This window comes from Proteiniphilum propionicum, from assembly GCF_022267555.1.
Taxonomy (GTDB): domain Bacteria; phylum Bacteroidota; class Bacteroidia; order Bacteroidales; family Dysgonomonadaceae; genus Proteiniphilum; species Proteiniphilum propionicum.
Window position 1 is genome coordinate 1,863,257 of sequence record NZ_CP073586.1, and the last position, 20,686, is coordinate 1,883,942.

A 20,686-nucleotide genomic window follows, 5' to 3' on the forward strand; every position below is an offset into this window, starting at 1 on the left:
CAATGAAAAAAACCTACTATCTTTTCAATTCGGGGCGTCTTTCACGGAAAGACAATACTTTGAAGTTTGTTACGATGGAAGAAGATGTAAACGGCATTCCGTGCGAAGAGCAGCCGCGTTATATTCCCGTGGAGGCCATCGATCAGTTCTATGTTTTTGGCTCGTTGGACGCCAATAGTGCGCTCTATAATTTTCTCGGTCAAAATAATATTGCCTTGCACTTTTTCGATTATTACGAAAATTATACCGGTTCGTTTATGCCACGTGATTCGCTGCTTGCCGGACGAATGATTTTGGCACAGACCAAAGCGTTTCAGAATAAAAAGAAGCGTATGGAAATCGCTCGTCAGTTTATTTATGGTGCGGCATTTAATATGCAGAAAAACCTTCAATACTATAACCGGCGGGGCAAGGACATGGAGGATTTGATGGAACTTATTACAGCACATTCAGCAAATATCGATAAAGCTAATGCACCCGATGAACTTATGGGCATTGAAGGGAATATTCGCCAAGTTTATTACGATGCATTCAATCTTATTCTTAACGATTTTGAGATGGGAAATCGTACAAAGCAGCCCCCTCGAAATGAAGTGAATGCTTTGATTTCGTTCGGAAACATGATGTGTTATTCCGAGTGCCTTCGAGCCATTCATCAAACGCAGCTCAATCCCACTATCAGTTATCTGCATACGCCGGGCGAGAGGCGTTATTCGCTAGCGTTGGATATTGCCGAAGTTTTCAAACCCATTATCGTCGATAGAGTCATCTTCAAGCTAATAAACAAGAAAGAGATCCAAGAACGTCACTTCGATAAACGTCTGAACAGTTGCTTGCTGAATCCGGCGGGGAAAAAGATTTTCGTAAAAGCCATAGATGACCGTTTCAACGAAACCATCAAACACCGTTCGCTCAACCGAAGTGTAAGTTACAAGCATCTAATTAAATTGGAGTGCTACAAGCTGGCAAAATGTTTACTGGGAATAGAGACTTATCGACCTTTTAAAATGTATTGGTAATATGTACGTGGTTTTGGTTTATGACTGCGGCGAAAAGCGTGTGGGAAAGATGTTAAAACTCTGTCGTAAATACTTGACATGGATACAAAATTCGGTATTTGAAGGCGAGATTACTGAAGTCAAATTAAAAGAATTAACTTTGAAAGCTGAAAAAATAATGAATTCCGAAGAAGACAGCCTAATAATTTTTTCAAGCAGGCAGGAAAAATGGCTTGAAAAGCAAATCGTTGGAAAAGAACGTGGTATCACCGATAATTTTCTTTGATGGATTGTCGAAGGCGTTTCTTTTTGTGATAAAGATAAAATTTTTTACATCATGAGTTCTTTGACATATTGAAAATCAACATATAAACCAAGTTGTCGAAGTGCGGGTTATTTTATATCTTTGCACTTCGACAACTTTATTGCTCATTTTACAGCGTTTTTCCGTAGCTGATTATTTGAAAATCAGTTATATTTTTTGCCGTTTGTAACGGCTTTTAATCGTACTATCGTAGAATTGAAATGTGCTTGATTGACTTGTATTTGACTGGCCAGCATGGCTTTTAATCGTACTATCGTAGAATTGAAATCCCAATGACCAAGTCCAAATACTTCATCTCTGTCCTTTTAATCGTACTATCGTAGAATTGAAATTCATTAAGAAATACAGGCCCGGGTTATGCACCATCCTTTTAATCGTACTATCGTAGAATTGAAATCCCGAAGTTATCGAACTTGTCACCATTCAGGATACTTTTAATCGTACTATCGTAGAATTGAAATTCGCTTGTTCTCGGTTGCTATCAACTTGTTCTTGCCTTTTAATCGTACTATCGTAGAATTGAAATTTAAATTGGAGTATGATAGTGCCTCTTTTTTTGCTACTTTTAATCGTACTATCGTAGAATTGAAATTTTTGTAACCTGCCATCACGGAATCGACTATTTTCTTTTAATCGTACTATCGTAGAATTGAAATGCGACAGGTTGGGCACGCTTAAAAACGTAATGTTATCTTTTAATCGTACTATCGTAGAATTGAAATACCTGAATACGAGTTTCCCCTTTCATTTCTTTCACCTCTTTTAATCGTACTATCGTAGAATTGAAATTCCAGAATTGGGCGAACAACCTTGACACCTCATATGGCTTTTAATCGTACTATCGTAGAATTGAAATTCTGAATATAGAGGGCAATATCAGGATGATTTCAAACTTTTAATCGTACTATCGTAGAATTGAAATTAGTTCAGCATCATAGGGAAGTGATGACCATACCATCTTTTAATCGTACTATCGTAGAATTGAAATCCTTATCTCTGTCAAATCATCCGTCTCGATAAAGTACCTTTTAATCGTACTATCGTAGAATTGAAATTTCAAAACTTATATTCCTGTACGCCATGTGGCCATTCTTTTAATCGTACTATCGTAGAATTGAAATAACTTTTGCAAAGTCGAGAACAGGACAAAAGGGTCTTTTAATCGTACTATCGTAGAATTGAAATTGATTAGAATAAAACATGACAGGTGCGAGAAAACTTCTTTTAATCGTACTATCGTAGAATTGAAATTCAACCTGACTTTTCGTGAGCCGGCCGGAAAATAAGCTTTTAATCGTACTATCGTAGAATTGAAATAACTTATCCGTAACAGCCTTGGAAACATTCGCCTCTTTTAATCGTACTATCGTAGAATTGAAATAGTGTAGTCGGCATAGTTCGTGCTCTCCGTTGCTGTCTTTTAATCGTACTATCGTAGAATTGAAATCTTGTAATCAGCGTAGTTCGAGCTCTCGGTAGCGGTCTTTTAATCGTACTATCGTAGAATTGAAATACAACTGACTGCGAAAGCGCAGTTAATGGTATTATCTTTTAATCGTACTATCGTAGAATTGAAATATTTTTAATCTTTCTCATGACTACTTATTTTTTACTTTTAATCGTACTATCGTAGAATTGAAATCCACATTTGCCCCGCTTGACATGAATACCGTCTTCTTTTAATCGTACTATCGTAGAATTGAAATTATCGAAGTAACATTTATAATACGTTCCGCCATCCTTTTAATCGTACTATCGTAGAATTGAAATAAGGAAAAGATCCACTGATTTTAAAAAGATGGATCTTTTAATCGTACTATCGTAGAATTGAAATAACATTGATTTTGACAATATGAAATCCCTATCAAATCTTTTAATCGTACTATCGTAGAATTGAAATATTGAATGGTTTGAATGCCACGAATGCCGTGGTGAACTTTTAATCGTACTATCGTAGAATTGAAATTGTTATTTAATTCAGTTGTCTGTAATACGCCGTTGCTTTTAATCGTACTATCGTAGAATTGAAATCAATGTACAAAGCCTTACAATTCGGCATTATTATCCTTTTAATCGTACTATCGTAGAATTGAAATTTCAATCAATGGGGACACCATCGACACCAGCTCGACTTTTAATCGTACTATCGTAGAATTGAAATGAACCAGAAAAAGAGAATATGCCTGGGCACGATTTCTTTTAATCGTACTATCGTAGAATTGAAATAATACACGGAATTTTAATGGAATATTTCAGCACGATCTTTTAATCGTACTATCGTAGAATTGAAATACATAGTTGACAAATTAGATTCCAAAGCGATTGGCCTTTTAATCGTACTATCGTAGAATTGAAATGCCAGATGCTCAAGATTACATAGTTACAGATACTTACTTTTAATCGTACTATCGTAGAATTGAAATTTAAATTCAAACGAGTGCAAAACTTTTGCGTTTTCTGCCTTTTAATCGTACTATCGTAGAATTGAAATTAAATAGTTCTTCCTTCATAACATAAATTTTTTAATTCTTTTAATCGTACTATCGTAGAATTGAAATAAACCTCAGCTGCTTTTCTCAAAGTGTAAAATGTCTCTTTTAATCGTACTATCGTAGAATTGAAATGACGTAGCTCAACTCGTAGAGAGGCATGCCGTAAACTTTTAATCGTACTATCGTAGAATTGAAATTTCTTAATAAAGATAGGCTCGCCTTTGGCTTCAAGCTTTTAATCGTACTATCGTAGAATTGAAATTATCGCTATACCCTTTTAACTTGTCCTGAATCGCTTCTTTTAATCGTACTATCGTAGAATTGAAATTATAATACCATGAAGATGTATTCTTTCAGTTCCTTCTTTTAATCGTACTATCGTAGAATTGAAATTTCCATAATCTGCAAGTTGTTTGTTAGCGTTAATTTGCTTTTAATCGTACTATCGTAGAATTGAAATTAACATGCACATGTATAACCTTTCTTTCTTTTTTCTTTTAATCGTACTATCGTAGAATTGAAATACGTGGAAAACACGTAAAAGCGGGTAAAGGTACTCCTTTTAATCGTACTATCGTAGAATTGAAATTCAGACCTGTACCCTTTCAGAATTGCGTAATGCGAACTTTTAATCGTACTATCGTAGAATTGAAATATAGTAGATAACCACGTATTGCATAAAGCATACGGCTTTTAATCGTACTATCGTAGAATTGAAATTATCGCTATACCCTTTTAACTTGTCCTGAATCGCTTTCTTTTAATCGTACTATCGTAGAATTGAAATCGTCGCCTTTGCGGCACTTTCTCTGCAGTTTTGATGCTTTTAATCGTACTATCGTAGAATTGAAATTCTTGGTTCTCAAAACCTGCATTACCTATTACTTCCTTTTAATCGTACTATCGTAGAATTGAAATTACCATAGAACTTCAATTAAGAAAAATCAATGAGTGCTTTTAATCGTACTATCGTAGAATTGAAATTCAGACCTGTACCCTTTCAGAATTGCGTAATGCGAACTTTTAATCGTACTATCGTAGAATTGAAATATCTTTATTAAGAAAGGTTCTCTTTTTGTCATCAAGCTTTTAATCGTACTATCGTAGAATTGAAATAACCACGCAAGAATCAAAAAACGGATTAAACTTAAACTTTTAATCGTACTATCGTAGAATTGAAATGGTGTTTGACCCGATCACTGGTGCCGGAGAGGACGACTTTTAATCGTACTATCGTAGAATTGAAATGTTAAATGCACGAATTGTGGATGGGAGGGTGTAATACTTTTAATCGTACTATCGTAGAATTGAAATAAACCGACGGGCATATGAGTTACAACTCATTAAAAGCTTTTAATCGTACTATCGTAGAATTGAAATGTTGAAACCCGATACGAACTTTCTAAACTCGAAAGCTTTTAATCGTACTATCGTAGAATTGAAATGACTAAGTTCACATACAAAAGGAATGGCTGTAGATCTTTTAATCGTACTATCGTAGAATTGAAATTTGTTCGGAAGCTTTAAAATGCAATTGGATTTGTTCTTTTAATCGTACTATCGTAGAATTGAAATGTGATCGGGTCAAACACCAGGCTCATTTCGCCAAACCTTTTAATCGTACTATCGTAGAATTGAAATTACAACATACCATTAGCATATAGTACGGCTGATTCTTTTAATCGTACTATCGTAGAATTGAAATGCACTTTAACAGCTGCAACAACAAATGGTGTTACACTTTTAATCGTACTATCGTAGAATTGAAATTGCTATAGATGGTCACGGATATAGCGGGTTTGAAGCTTTTAATCGTACTATCGTAGAATTGAAATCCCAAATAACCCGTATTTTTTGATCACGTATCTTCTTTTAATCGTACTATCGTAGAATTGAAATTCCACAGAAGTGCTTCCGCTTGCGCTTCGGTTATCCTTTTAATCGTACTATCGTAGAATTGAAATGAAATTACCCGATCCGACGTTGAACGTGAAGGACACCACTTTTAATCGTACTATCGTAGAATTGAAATCTCGAAAGTTGATGCAGAAGAATTTCCATCTACATCTTTTAATCGTACTATCGTAGAATTGAAATCCTTGAATCGAGCGAATTTGGGCATACCCGGCAAGATCTTTTAATCGTACTATCGTAGAATTGAAATCCGCTGCCGCTCCCCCGGAAGCCGCTACCTTCGCGTCTTTTAATCGTACTATCGTAGAATTGAAATACTGAAAGAAATAACGTAAACACTAAATTCAACGACTTTTAATCGTACTATCGTAGAATTGAAATTCGGGAAGGCCGCGCAGCTGCTCGGCATCCACCGGACTTTTAATCGTACTATCGTAGAATTGAAATATTTGAAAGGCTGAAGAAGTTTCAGACGGGAATGTACTTTTAATCGTACTATCGTAGAATTGAAATTCTCGTCTATCTGTATAGATTAGTGGTGCTGTATCTCTTTTAATCGTACTATCGTAGAATTGAAATGCTCAACAAATTGCTTAGCCTCTTCGATTCGTGTCCTTTTAATCGTACTATCGTAGAATTGAAATTGGGAAAAGGAACAAATCGAAAAGGACGCTTTGGACTTTTAATCGTACTATCGTAGAATTGAAATACGTGGAGAACACGTAAAAGCGGGTAAAGGTACTCTCTTTTAATCGTACTATCGTAGAATTGAAATGCTTGAATCGTTACCGTATAAGCAACGAAAAAAATACTTTTAATCGTACTATCGTAGAATTGAAATCCCGGGAAAACGAAATTCACCCCTGTGAGTATATGACTTTTAATCGTACTATCGTAGAATTGAAATGTTCTTCGACCACGCACCCAACTGAGCCCTCTATTCCTTTTAATCGTACTATCGTAGAATTGAAATAACGGTTTCTCCCCGGTTCGATTCCGGGGCGGGAGCTTTTAATCGTACTATCGTAGAATTGAAATGGTGGAGAGTGCACCCGACCGGCACACGATGCTGTTCTTTTAATCGTACTATCGTAGAATTGAAATCTCAGAATTGCATAATGCGAAGCTCCGAAAAAATCACTTTTAATCGTACTATCGTAGAATTGAAATGCGAAAAATTTGTTTTATATTGCCGATTTGATAATCTTTTAATCGTACTATCGTAGAATTGAAATGGTGATGGAAGTTACGACATTGGTAATTCCTGATGCTTTTAATCGTACTATCGTAGAATTGAAATGCACAATACAGGGTGGTTGGCGGTAAAAGGAAATGTCTTTTAATCGTACTATCGTAGAATTGAAATGAAATCTTCTTACTGCCAATGTTGCCACTGCATTCTTTTAATCGTACTATCGTAGAATTGAAATATATGACGAGAGGATCAAAAATATTGAAGGGTATCCTTTTAATCGTACTATCGTAGAATTGAAATTTGATACACGTGCGCAGTACCTACCGCCTGTCCGCTTTTAATCGTACTATCGTAGAATTGAAATTAATTTATTTAATTTTAAATCCGTTATGCTCTTCTCTTTTAATCGTACTATCGTAGAATTGAAATCATATTAATATTCTCGTGAGTACATAAGGTGCCAACCTTTTAATCGTACTATCGTAGAATTGAAATTTCTACAACGACACAAAAAGCCGACTTACTTCATTCTTTTAATCGTACTATCGTAGAATTGAAATCCAATTCACCACGGCATTTAGGGCATCCAAACCATTCCTTTTAATCGTACTATCGTAGAATTGAAATTTATGCACCAACAATGCCATTATCATCCATATCTTTCTTTTAATCGTACTATCGTAGAATTGAAATGTATGTTCTACCTGTATGCCGCTATCTGTAATGTACTTTTAATCGTACTATCGTAGAATTGAAATGCCTATACGTTCACGCTCATTCATAGTGTGTACACTTCTTTTAATCGTACTATCGTAGAATTGAAATGCAGAACTACCTTTCGAGGTAGTTTCTGCTGATGTGACTTTTAATCGTACTATCGTAGAATTGAAATTACCATAGAACTTCAATTAAGAAAAATCAATGAGTCTTTTAATCGTACTATCGTAGAATTGAAATTTTGCACTAGTCAAAGAGCAAAACGGTTGGTTCATAGCTTTTAATCGTACTATCGTAGAATTGAAATGTGACTGAAGTAGCAACGGCAGTTATGGCGGTAGTAACTTTTAATCGTACTATCGTAGAATTGAAATTGTTGTAGTAACTGTTTGATCTATTCGCTTCTGAAGCTTTTAATCGTACTATCGTAGAATTGAAATGCCAGTGTAGCCAGTGGTTCATTGTCTGTTGCTGACTTTTAATCGTACTATCGTAGAATTGAAATAGATAAGCTAATAGACTGCTCTGAGATAATTGTAGTCTTTTAATCGTACTATCGTAGAATTGAAATGGATTTACCAACGTGGAAAATGCACGGCATTGAAATCTTTTAATCGTACTATCGTAGAATTGAAATGCCTATGATATTAGGACAGACAGATTCGAGATAGGACTTTTAATCGTACTATCGTAGAATTGAAATCTTTTAAAAAAAAAGCAACGAAAATGGAACCAGTAACTTTTAATCGTACTATCGTAGAATTGAAATACAGTAGGACCACTGTTCGGCTCATTCAAGCTGCACTTTTAATCGTACTATCGTAGAATTGAAATAATTAAAGTTAACGAAGCCCAAGCGAACAAACTTAACTTTTAATCGTACTATCGTAGAATTGAAATTCCAGTCCGACAAAATCAGAGACATCGAGAACGTTCTTTTAATCGTACTATCGTAGAATTGAAATAAATGAAATGTAGCCTGAACCTGTATTTTTTAATATTCTTTTAATCGTACTATCGTAGAATTGAAATTTATCCAGTTCGCCGAAACTGACACATTGAACCTCCCTTTTAATCGTACTATCGTAGAATTGAAATGCGACTGGAGAAGCGGGAAAAATCTATGTAACGACTTTTAATCGTACTATCGTAGAATTGAAATGATTTTGCAAATCCAACACTCCCCGCAACTGGTGACTTTTAATCGTACTATCGTAGAATTGAAATCATCATCGAGTTCGTTAGCCTTCTTCGTGCTTACGTCTTTTAATCGTACTATCGTAGAATTGAAATCGGTGTACGTTCCTCCGCTCTCATCCATCATGAGACGCTTTTAATCGTACTATCGTAGAATTGAAATGCATCAGGATCCTGCCACGCCGTTATAAAAAGCATAACCTTTTAATCGTACTATCGTAGAATTGAAATGCCTGCTCCATGCGGATCAGTTCCTCACGAGCCTGCTTTTAATCGTACTATCGTAGAATTGAAATACCTGCCGGAATCGTTCAAAAAGCAGAAGATCGAACTTTTAATCGTACTATCGTAGAATTGAAATTTTGTTGACTTCCGACTTTCTGCGCAAGTTCCTTCTTTTAATCGTACTATCGTAGAATTGAAATGCAAAGGCACGGCGTAATTACCTGTCGGCACAGGAACTTTTAATCGTACTATCGTAGAATTGAAATATAACACTGAATATAAACGGAACCATCGGCGCTCCGCTTTTAATCGTACTATCGTAGAATTGAAATTCGGGTAGTGGAATATTTAAATTGGAGAAATGAAACTTTTAATCGTACTATCGTAGAATTGAAATAGTCCCTTGTTATACTTACCTGATCGTCTCTTGAAAGACTTTTAATCGTACTATCGTAGAATTGAAATGCGTATCCACAAGGCAATAGCATAATCTGTAATGATCTTTTAATCGTACTATCGTAGAATTGAAATCATGGAAGAATGGCATATATAATAAACATTTATCGACTTTTAATCGTACTATCGTAGAATTGAAATTTTCGCTGATAAATTGACACGTTTGTCCATCATCGCTTTTAATCGTACTATCGTAGAATTGAAATAACCCGAAGAGGACTGGCAAGAGTGGTACAACTCGTTCTTTTAATCGTACTATCGTAGAATTGAAATACCTTACCGCTTGTTTTTGCGAAATTGACGGCTCGTTCTTTTAATCGTACTATCGTAGAATTGAAATTCGTGTTGGCGTTTTTTACTATCGTCTCGAAATTCTTTTAATCGTACTATCGTAGAATTGAAATTTGGGCAACACGACTAAATATCTGCTTGTGTCCACTTTTAATCGTACTATCGTAGAATTGAAATCTCGTTTAGGAACTTGCGTGCCAAAATTGTATCCCATCTTTTAATCGTACTATCGTAGAATTGAAATAGTTGTTGACATTAGAAAGGAATAGACCCGACATTCTTTTAATCGTACTATCGTAGAATTGAAATCTGTGAGAGATTCTTTCAAAGGTAACTCCTGAATAGTCTTTTAATCGTACTATCGTAGAATTGAAATAATCTATTGAAATAAGTAAAAGCATATTGTATAGTTCTTTTAATCGTACTATCGTAGAATTGAAATCTTGACAAATTCTTTATACCAATTATCTTTGTGAGCAACTTTTAATCGTACTATCGTAGAATTGAAATGGGAGATTCTGGCACCTTATCCACAATGGGTGAAAGCTTTTAATCGTACTATCGTAGAATTGAAATGTCAATTACGATTATTCGTTGGGATTGTCAGGGTGCTTTTAATCGTACTATCGTAGAATTGAAATGAGGCAATTTTATTGCTTCAAGGTTTTGAGTGTGTCTTTTAATCGTACTATCGTAGAATTGAAATCTCAAACAACAGCGGACGAAGCATCAAGTATCGCCCTTTTAATCGTACTATCGTAGAATTGAAATTAATTACGACTATGTGTATCGTGCAGTTTGTGAACTTTTAATCGTACTATCGTAGAATTGAAATCAACATTAAAATTCACGACACAGACCGCAGATCTGTCTTTTAATCGTACTATCGTAGAATTGAAATGTTAACCGTTAACTGGGAGGACAACAAGGTTGCAATCTTTTAATCGTACTATCGTAGAATTGAAATGCATTGCCAAAAGATTTTTATACGCTTTTAATCGACTTTTAATCGTACTATCGTAGAATTGAAATACAAGTTCAAAACGCAAACGAAACGCAACGAGAACCTTTTAATCGTACTATCGTAGAATTGAAATTCCAATCAATTACGCAATATTTGTCAGAAAGAAGTTCTTTTAATCGTACTATCGTAGAATTGAAATTCAATCATTTGAAGGCTGAATGCGTTTAACAAAAACTTTTAATCGTACTATCGTAGAATTGAAATGTTCACGGCTGACTTCCGTGAATCTTACTGTTGTCTTTTAATCGTACTATCGTAGAATTGAAATACAGGGGTAAGTTCAACAGAAGAGGAAAAGACCGAACTTTTAATCGTACTATCGTAGAATTGAAATACAAATTACATAGTAGTTAGGATTGACGTTTGATAACTTTTAATCGTACTATCGTAGAATTGAAATCACACAAACCACGTTTTACTAAACTTTCGGCTCGTTCTTTTAATCGTACTATCGTAGAATTGAAATTTCGTAAAGGAGATGGAAAAGATGCTGCCCGAAGCTTTTAATCGTACTATCGTAGAATTGAAATCCCGTTTTTGTGATGATTGGGGTAAAACCACATTTCTTTTAATCGTACTATCGTAGAATTGAAATGTTGACTATTTGCGAAAAATTGAAAACATTTATCCTGCTTTTAATCGTACTATCGTAGAATTGAAATTGAAAAACTTGTTGCCGTTTGCGTTGATATAATCACTTTTAATCGTACTATCGTAGAATTGAAATCCACTTGCACCTGCCGAGATACCTCCGATGCTTTCTTTTAATCGTACTATCGTAGAATTGAAATGCAGACAATGAAATTGTTGGCATGTTCGATGATTTCTTTTAATCGTACTATCGTAGAATTGAAATTCACAACAAGGATTGAATAATCAATTAAAAAAAACGCTTTTAATCGTACTATCGTAGAATTGAAATTGTATATTGAGGTTCAAGCACACTCATAATAACAGCCTTTTAATCGTACTATCGTAGAATTGAAATTTTTCAGGTGGGTACAAAAAAAGCGGGGAGATTCCTTTTAATCGTACTATCGTAGAATTGAAATATGCCACCGTTACACTTAACCTGTTTTTTCTGAAACTTTTAATCGTACTATCGTAGAATTGAAATCACGCTCAAAGTTGTTACATGCACGTGCTCGCTATCTTTTAATCGTACTATCGTAGAATTGAAATCCACGTTGGCGTTAATATCGAGGGTTGTAACGCTTCTTTTAATCGTACTATCGTAGAATTGAAATGATTCAGAAGGAACGTCTTGTCGTTTTCCAGAACAGACTTTTAATCGTACTATCGTAGAATTGAAATCGGGGTATGGAATGGAGTCAATCCTTACTATACTTACTTTTAATCGTACTATCGTAGAATTGAAATAGTAACCTCCGATATACTCTCAGCTTCTGCGTGTTCTTTTAATCGTACTATCGTAGAATTGAAATATGGCCTCGTATTCGTCACGCTGCACGGGGCGGGCTTTTAATCGTACTATCGTAGAATTGAAATGAAAAACTTTCTCGACGCTACAACAGACGAGGCGAGACTTTTAATCGTACTATCGTAGAATTGAAATTTATTACCTCCAATTATAAAGTAATCCATAATTTATCTTTTAATCGTACTATCGTAGAATTGAAATTCTGATACCTGTATAGATATTTACCTTATTGTATCTCTTTTAATCGTACTATCGTAGAATTGAAATTGGTGTCGGAGAATAACGAGGAGGTGTTTACTATTACTTTTAATCGTACTATCGTAGAATTGAAATGATTCAGAAGGAACGTCTTGTCGTTTTCCAGAACAGACTTTTAATCGTACTATCGTAGAATTGAAATAATACTCATCTATATCCTGATCATCAGGTATAGTTCTTTTAATCGTACTATCGTAGAATTGAAATTTTGATAGTGTGCCATCCGCTCTTGTTTGTGAATACTTTTAATCGTACTATCGTAGAATTGAAATTCAGTAGAATCAATAATAGCATTTGATCCACTTTCTCCTTTTAATCGTACTATCGTAGAATTGAAATCATATCTGCTATTGAAGTATACAAGAAAACTAAATCTTTTAATCGTACTATCGTAGAATTGAAATAGCCCAGATGCGCCCAGTATTTTTGAGTTAACACACCTTTTAATCGTACTATCGTAGAATTGAAATGTGATGCCATTATAGGGATCATGTGACATCTACAGTCTTTTAATCGTACTATCGTAGAATTGAAATAGATTTTTTGCATCATCAAGAACCTGTTCTGCATTACTTTTAATCGTACTATCGTAGAATTGAAATTCAATCATTTGCACTTCAACTCTTATATTCTGATCACTTTTAATCGTACTATCGTAGAATTGAAATCACACAAACCACGTTTTACTAAACTTTCGGCTCGTTCTTTTAATCGTACTATCGTAGAATTGAAATCGAAAAGACTAGAAAGGGTTGCTCCATACCCCGCAACTTTTAATCGTACTATCGTAGAATTGAAATTTTGAAAACCCGGAGGCGTATATGGTTTGTATGGTCTTTTAATCGTACTATCGTAGAATTGAAATAAATAAGTGGTCTTTGAAATATTGCACTAAATAAACTTTTAATCGTACTATCGTAGAATTGAAATATCCCGCTAACCGAAGAAATCCTCTTGAAGTGTGGGCTTTTAATCGTACTATCGTAGAATTGAAATAAGGTCAACAGCGTCGGGATGGTCAGGGAAATATTCTTTTAATCGTACTATCGTAGAATTGAAATTGACCGTGATAGGCAACATCAGCCGCACCGTGGAGGTCTTTTAATCGTACTATCGTAGAATTGAAATGACAAATAAGAGATTTAGCAAAAGACTTAATGTGACTTTTAATCGTACTATCGTAGAATTGAAATCCCATCCGGATAGTTACATAATTATTTTCATATTCACTTTTAATCGTACTATCGTAGAATTGAAATCTACACGTTAACGGTACTGAAAAGAAAAAAGAGGTCCTTTTAATCGTACTATCGTAGAATTGAAATAATAGCAGCTGATCGATGTCGAGGACACGTATCAGGCTTTTAATCGTACTATCGTAGAATTGAAATTCTGGTATGCTGGCATCACAAGCAAGAGGATTTGCAACTTTTAATCGTACTATCGTAGAATTGAAATCAGGCTGACGTAAAGAAACGTCTCGATGACTTCCTCGACTTTTAATCGTACTATCGTAGAATTGAAATCCAGTCCACGAAGCGCCAGCTTCTGAGCCTTTGTCTTTTAATCGTACTATCGTAGAATTGAAATAAAGCAAAGGTTACCGCATGCTCTTCAAACACACAACTTTTAATCGTACTATCGTAGAATTGAAATTGTTACCGCCTGATCGCATGTTACGTGTTTTGGTTTCTTTTAATCGTACTATCGTAGAATTGAAATTACAAAAGGCAGTCGGTGGAACGATAAACCTTTACACTTTTAATCGTACTATCGTAGAATTGAAATTGACATCGGCATAGACATCATCCATGGCGGCTGCACTTTTAATCGTACTATCGTAGAATTGAAATTCGACATAGCGTCCGTGATGCATAATACCAAGATCGCTTTTAATCGTACTATCGTAGAATTGAAATGCTCGTGCCGATATTGACGATTATACCCGCAAAACTTTTAATCGTACTATCGTAGAATTGAAATTACCTTGGCTTACTTCGCCAGTATAATGAGTATAATACTTTTAATCGTACTATCGTAGAATTGAAATGTATCATGCGGTCCGGCAAACCGGTGTAATATTGCGACTTTTAATCGTACTATCGTAGAATTGAAATATTTAAAACGTCAAGGAGTGAAAGCTGGTGTATCACTTTTAATCGTACTATCGTAGAATTGAAATAAAATTAAAGAAATAAAGACAAGAAAGGTTTCAGCTTTTAATCGTACTATCGTAGAATTGAAATGAATGTAGGTCACGCAATCATCGATGTTCTTTTCATTCTTTTAATCGTACTGTAAGCATTCGGTGTATACCGTCAAATTTTATTTTTTGAACATTTCTATATTTGCCCACAAAAAAAGATGTGGACATTAAAACAGTTTGAAACAATTTTTGATCGCTATCACTCCAGCGGCCTTAGTTTGAAAGATTTTTGTCAAAACGAATGTATTCTGGAGTCCAAGTTTTTTTATTAGCAAAGGAAATTACGGGAATACAATAAGCGTAAAGAGCAACCGTCCGACTTTGTACCAATAGTTTTCTCCGGCCCAAATCAGCCGTTACCGGTAAAAAAGACAGTTCAGCAAAAAACATTTCAGGAGCATGTTGACCCCACCGCAGGTAATGTTCTGGAAGTAGTCTATCCCAATGGCGTTAAAGTGCGTGTTCCCATGGGAACTGATCCAACTCAACTTCGTTCACTGATCCTTTTAATCCAATAATCCATGTTCAATCTGAACGATTCGATGCGTTACTGGCTCTATTCATTTCCAACTGATATGCGAAAAGGGTTTTACACATTAAGCGGTCTGGTCACAGATCAGATGGGACAGGATGTACACAGCGGAGACGTATTCATTTTTCTGAACCGTCAATGCACGAGTTTGAAAGCCTTGCACATGGAACATGGCGGTTTGGTAATTTATTATCTGAAGCTTGAAAAAGGTAATTTTTCATTACCTTCTTTTGATGAAAATGGAAAGGTTTATCCCTTTTCCTGGCAGAAACTCATGTTGATGGTACAGGGGATAGAAACAGGGAAATGTAAATATAAAAAACGCTGGAAAGGCGCATAAATAAACGATTTAGCTTCATTTTTACTTGCATATGTTGTACCGTTTTTGTATCTTTACTCTCGCTATCCGATCAAGAAAAAGATGCAAGAAAACAAAGAAAATCCGAACGAACTTTTAGAACTCCTGCTGGAGAAGTGCGACCGTTTATATCAGGAGAACATGCTTCTGAAGGGTAAGCTTGAAGACCGTACGGATGTGGATGCATTAAAATCCTCCTATGAACAAACCATATCATTGAAAGATGAAAAGATCCTCAAGCTGGAGGATGAGGTTGCTTACCTCAGACGCAGGATATGGGGCAAATCCAGTGAACGCTTTATCAAGGAAGATCCACAGCAGCGACGCATCGATTTTGAAGGACTTGATCTGTTACCTGAAGAACAGGAACTGGCAGAAGCAGCCAAAGCGGAAATAGAGGCCTTCAGGGAAAGACGCGTGAAGGAACAGGTGAAACGCAAACCGGTTCGCAAACCTTTACCCGAAGACCTGCCTCGTGTAGAGGAGCACCTTTACCCCGCTGAAATAAGTGACAACAAAAATGCATGGACCGAGCTGGAGCCAGAGATCACCGAAGTACTGGAGTATGAACCCGCGAAATGTTATGTCAGAAGGATTGTACGTCACAAATATGTTTTAAAAAACAAACTGTCCCGGGAGTCTTCTCCCATTGTTACCGCATCACTCCCTACCAGATACCAGCCTATTGCACGCAGTTATGCCGGAGGTACGCTCCTGGCGGAACTGATGATAAACAAGTATGTGAATCACCTGCCCTTTTACCGCCAGATACAGATGATGAAACAGATGGGAGTCAATCTGCCACCACCCACGGTAAACGACTGGTTCAAGGATACGGCCGATCTGCTAAGGCCTCTTTATTACAGACTGAAAGAACTGGTTCTTGCCACCGATTACATCCAGGTGGATGAGACAACCGTGCCGGTCATACATAACGAGAAGCATAAAACTGTCAACGGATACATGTGGATGGTACGCTCAGTCATGGACAAGCAACTCTTCTTCCATTATGATCATGGCTCCAGGGCACAAAAAGTAGCATTATCTCTTTTAATGGACTTCCGTGGTGCCATGCAGACCGACGGGTATGGCGTGTATCAAATGTACGAGTACAAAAAAGGCGTACTGCCACTGGGATGTTGGGCCCACGCAAGGCGAAAGTTTAAAGAGTCGCTTAAAAATGACAGATCCAGGGCAGAATATGCTCTTGAACAGATAGGTCTCCTCTACGAGGTGGAAAGGGAAGCTGATGATAAAAACCTTTCTTGTGAAGAAAGGGCCAAACTTCGTGAAAGTCATGCTTACCCCATCATGGTTGCCTTTGAAAAGTGGCTGGCTATAGAATATCGCAAAGTATTACCAAAAAGTCCGATAGGCAAGGCAATAAAATATTGTTATGACATCTATCACCGGCTAAGCCGGTATCATCTGGATGGCCGGTACCGCATAGACAACAATCTTGCGGAGAATAGCCTGAGAGGTTTGGCACTGGGAAGAAAAAACTACCTTTTTTGTGGTAACCATGACGCTGCGGAAGATGCTGCAGTTATTTACTCCTTGCTTGGTTGCTGTAAGGCTGCGGATGTCAACTTCCGGGACTGGATGGTTTACGTTCTTGGTCATATACACGATTACGACGAAGATTATACGTTGGATCTGGCTGAACTGCTACCTTCAAACTGGCTGCTAAAAAAATCCTGGAAACTCCAAATCGACTCTGAATGTTTTGCAAGTTTTTGAAAGAAAATATTCAAAAACTATAAAACCTTGCAATAAAACACGGACTTTACCGAATGCTTACATCGTACTATCGTAGAATTGAAATCTCAATAAACTTTTCTGATTGTTTTCCAAGGTTGTTGCTTTTAATCGTACTATCGTAGAATTGAAATGCTACAACCCGCACACTCATGATGAAAGACTATGCCTTTTAATCGTACTATCGTAGAATTGAAATATGAAGGTTGTTGCTGATACCAAAGGTACTGAATTCTGAAAGCAATTCACAACAGTTATCCCGTGTATGCATGTTTTTGTTAAACATTTTGTTCTTAATGAAATAGAACCTATTTTTGGATAAAGTTTTTTGCAGAAAGGGCCTGATAACATCAAGCTTGTGCAGACTTTTTATCAGGAATATAACTAACACTACATTTCTGATTTTTCTCGTGATATTGATTGTGGTTCGTTATGAATTACATAACACTCCTTAATTACGTAGGTCGCTGATGGGTGCAAATAATGGGAGCAACGGAACGCTGTATACCCTGCATGCGGACAAATAATTGCACGTACGTGGTGTTGTTTTTTTTCAACGGCAGCCCGAAAGTAGCTGCCGACCTCTTCCTGCAACATATCTGCGTTCACCGGATAAAACTGTCCGGCAACGGCAGGCTTTCTGTCTGTGCTGATGTTTTTCATATTCCGGTTTTTTCTCTTTAAACAAATTTCGGAGCATCATGATGAGGCCCCGGTGATTTCGATCAATGGCGGCCCCACAAAGTCTTCCAGATGCTCATCAACATAGTGGGCAATGATGGCGGTCTCTTCCTCTTCGATAAAGAAAAATTTCTCTTCCAGTTCGTCGAACTGCTCAAAATCTACGTACATGGCCATAAACTCTTCTTCGGTTGTTTCACGCTCCAGCTCTTCCTGATGCAAGTCGTAAATCTCTTTGGCCTTGTAGAGTATTTTCGATAATCCTTTAGCTCCCATCTGCTTCAACGCCTTTGCTACAGGATTGTTGAAAATATAACCTCCGTAACCGTTTTGAATAAGCTGCACAAATCCACCCTCGTTAACCTCTTCCGAAATAAAGCGGAGTGCCATTAATGTGTGCTGGTATCCGTTCAGCTTCTCCATATTTCCGGCGTTGATTTCACCTCCAAGCTCTTGGAGATAGGTGTCGGTGAAAAGTTTCAGAAATTCGTCCATCCCTTTTCCGGCTGCTTCGATGATTTTGTTTTCGTGAATTTGTATCATAATGTCCTGTATGATTTTGGTGTGTGAGTACCGTTGTTGCCCGGGACCCGGGTGTGATTGATTTGTATGATAGTTTCTGATGCAAAAGTAGTTGATTTTTCTTAAAACCACTTTGTGTTGTACCGTTATTCAGGATAAAATCATTACATTTGCGCAAAATAATCTGCAAAATAGTTATCTTAAAATGAAAATAAAACCTTTTAAAGGCGTTCGCCCGCCAAGAGCTTTAGTGAAAGAGGTGGCTTCGCGCCCATATGACGTTTTAAATTCAGAAGAGGCCCGAAAAGAGGCCGAAGGGAACGATAAATCGTTGTACCACATTATTAAACCCGAAATTGATTTCCCGAAGGGAAAAGATGAACATGATGCCGATGTATATGAAAAGGCTGCCGAAAATTTCAGGAAGTTCAGGGACAATGGATGGCTTGTGCAGGACGAGAGTGAGATGTATTACGTGTATGCACAAACGATGAACGGCAAAACACAGTACGGATTGGTAGTGGGTGCATATGTTGAGGATTATATGTCAGGGAAAATAAAAAAACATGAACTTACACGACGCGACAAGGAAGAGGACCGTATGAAGCACGTGCGTGTGACCAATGCAAATATAGAGCCTGTTTTCTTCGCTTATCCCGACAATAACGGCTTGAACGCAATTGTTGATAAGATAACAGCCGGGGAACCCGAGTATGACTTTGTTTCGGTTGATGGCGTGGGACACCATTTCTGGCTGGTCCCTGATGATGAAGATATTCAGCGTATTACAGATCTTTTTGCCGATATTCCCGCAATGTATATTGCCGACGGGCATCACCGCTCTGCGGCAGCAGCTCTGGTGGGTGCCGAAAAAGCAAGAAACAACCTCCATCACCGGGGAGATGAGGAGTATAACTACTTTATGGCGGTTTGTTTTCCAGATAACCAGCTGACTATCATCGATTATAATCGTGTGGTAAAAGATCTGAACGGACTAACTGCAGATGAGTTCATTAGCAAGTTAGAGAAGGATTTTGTGGTGGAACCAACAGGTACGGAAATACATAAACCGAAGAATCTGCATAATTTCTCGGTCTATCTTGATGGGCGCTCTTTTAGTGTTACGGCAAAACCAGGAAGGTGTAACGACAATGACCCTATTGGCCAACTGGATGTTACCATCACGTCGAACCTTATTCTGGATGAGATTCTGGGAATTAAAGATCTCCGCAGTGATAAACGTATCGATTTTGTGGGAGGTATACGTGGCTTGGAAGAACTGAAAAAACGTGTCGACAGCGGCGAAATGGCTGTTGCAATAGCTTTGTATCCTGTTTCTATGAAACAACTGATGAGCATAGCTGACTCGGATAATATAATGCCGCCAAAGACTACATGGTTTGAGCCCAAGTTGCGTTCGGGACTCGTAATACATGAGCTGGAGTGAATATTACTGAAGCAATGAAGAAAACCGCTGTGCATAGTATTAATATTTTCTAATTGTAAAGACAATCTTTTATACTAATTTTGTATAAAACATCTCCTGTTAATTATTTGCTGTAACATAAAACTAGATCAATGGCACATCATGAATTAGACGAATTAGATGAGAAAATCCTTAGACTAATAGTAGATAATGCTCGCATCCCATTCCTGGAAGTTGCTCGTGAATGCGGAGTATCGGGAGCAGCAATCCATCAACGGGTTCAGAAACTCTTCAGTGTCGGGGTTCTTAAAGGATCGGAGTTTGTTGTGGACGCAGAGAGCATAGGCTATGAAACTTGTGCTTTCGTAGGCATCTTTCTCACTTCTCCTTCCACCTTCGATTATGTGGTAAAAGAGCTGGAAAAGATTCCGGAAGTGGTGGAGTGCTATTATACAACAGGACAGTACGACCTGCTAATCAAGGTATTTGCAAAGAACAATAAAGACCTGTTGCGGATTATTCATACTCAATTGCAACCTCTTGGGCTGTCGAGGACGGAGACACTTATCAGTTTCAAAGATGCTTTCCGTAAAAAAATTCCAATCGATTTTTCATCAGACGATTAAGATTGTGATACTATTCTCATAGCAGAACATGATGCTTCCATTAA

General features: G+C 37.0%; 8 protein-coding genes and 1 CRISPR repeat array. Of the genes, 6 read left to right on the top strand and 2 right to left on the bottom strand.

Annotation, left to right across the window (positions count from 1 at the left end):
- Positions 1-2 precede the first annotated feature (2 nt).
- The 4 genes from cas1b (at position 3) to tnpC (ending at position 17,369) form a co-directional block, all read left to right on the top strand.
- Positions 3-1,019, top strand: a complete 1,017-nt coding sequence (gene cas1b / locus KDN43_RS07595) for a type I-B CRISPR-associated endonuclease Cas1b (RefSeq protein WP_238869267.1) — start codon at positions 3-5, stop codon at positions 1,017-1,019.
- 1 nt (position 1,020) lies between these two features.
- Positions 1,021-1,284, top strand: coding sequence for a CRISPR-associated endonuclease Cas2 (gene cas2, locus KDN43_RS07600; protein WP_238869268.1), 264 nt, complete (start codon positions 1,021-1,023; stop codon positions 1,282-1,284).
- Between the two features lie 211 nt (positions 1,285-1,495).
- A CRISPR array of direct repeats spans positions 1,496-14,779; the repeat unit is 30 nt; unit sequence CTTTTAATCGTACTATCGTAGAATTGAAAT.
- Between the two features lie 481 nt (positions 14,780-15,260).
- Positions 15,261-15,611: an IS66 family insertion sequence element accessory protein TnpB gene (gene tnpB / locus KDN43_RS07605; RefSeq protein WP_238869271.1), complete on the top strand. Its 351-nt coding sequence runs from the start codon at positions 15,261-15,263 to the stop codon at positions 15,609-15,611.
- 81 nt (positions 15,612-15,692) lie between these two features.
- A complete protein-coding gene (tnpC, locus tag KDN43_RS07610; protein ID WP_238869273.1) occupies positions 15,693-17,369 on the top strand; it encodes an IS66 family transposase in 1,677 nt (558 codons plus the stop codon).
- Between the two features lie 408 nt (positions 17,370-17,777).
- Here tnpC and amrB read toward each other — a convergent pair whose 3' ends face one another.
- On the bottom strand, positions 17,778-18,050 hold the full coding sequence (gene amrB / locus KDN43_RS07615) for an AmmeMemoRadiSam system protein B (RefSeq protein WP_238869274.1): 273 nt from the start codon (positions 18,048-18,050) through the stop codon (positions 17,778-17,780).
- Positions 18,051-18,086: 36 nt separating this feature from the next.
- Positions 18,087-18,611, bottom strand: a complete 525-nt coding sequence (locus KDN43_RS07620; RefSeq protein ID WP_238869277.1) for a DMP19 family protein — start codon at positions 18,609-18,611, stop codon at positions 18,087-18,089.
- Between the two features lie 184 nt (positions 18,612-18,795).
- Here KDN43_RS07620 and KDN43_RS07625 point away from each other — a divergent pair, with 184 nt between their 5' ends.
- Positions 18,796-20,037 (top strand): DUF1015 domain-containing protein, encoded by a 1,242-nt coding sequence (locus KDN43_RS07625; RefSeq protein WP_238869279.1) that lies wholly within the window; start codon positions 18,796-18,798, stop codon positions 20,035-20,037.
- 131 nt (positions 20,038-20,168) lie between these two features.
- On the top strand, positions 20,169-20,642 hold the full coding sequence (locus KDN43_RS07630; RefSeq protein WP_238869282.1) for an Lrp/AsnC family transcriptional regulator: 474 nt from the start codon (positions 20,169-20,171) through the stop codon (positions 20,640-20,642).
- Positions 20,643-20,686: the final 44 nt, after the last annotated feature.

Bases quoted from the DNA above. Each gene is read 5' to 3' on its own strand.
- KDN43_RS07625 (WP_238869279.1), top strand. From the start codon at position 18,796: ATGAAAATAAAACCTTTTAAAGGCGTTCGCCCGCCAAGAGCTTTAGTG.
- tnpB (WP_238869271.1), top strand. From the start codon at position 15,261: ATGTTCAATCTGAACGATTCGATGCGTTACTGGCTCTATTCATTTCCA.
- KDN43_RS07630 (WP_238869282.1), top strand. From the start codon at position 20,169: ATGGCACATCATGAATTAGACGAATTAGATGAGAAAATCCTTAGACTA.
- amrB (WP_238869274.1), bottom strand. From the start codon at position 18,050: ATGAAAAACATCAGCACAGACAGAAAGCCTGCCGTTGCCGGACAGTTT.
- cas1b (WP_238869267.1), top strand. From the start codon at position 3: ATGAAAAAAACCTACTATCTTTTCAATTCGGGGCGTCTTTCACGGAAA.
- tnpC (WP_238869273.1), top strand. From the start codon at position 15,693: ATGCAAGAAAACAAAGAAAATCCGAACGAACTTTTAGAACTCCTGCTG.
- cas2 (WP_238869268.1), top strand. From the start codon at position 1,021: ATGTACGTGGTTTTGGTTTATGACTGCGGCGAAAAGCGTGTGGGAAAG.
- KDN43_RS07620 (WP_238869277.1), bottom strand. From the start codon at position 18,611: ATGATACAAATTCACGAAAACAAAATCATCGAAGCAGCCGGAAAAGGG.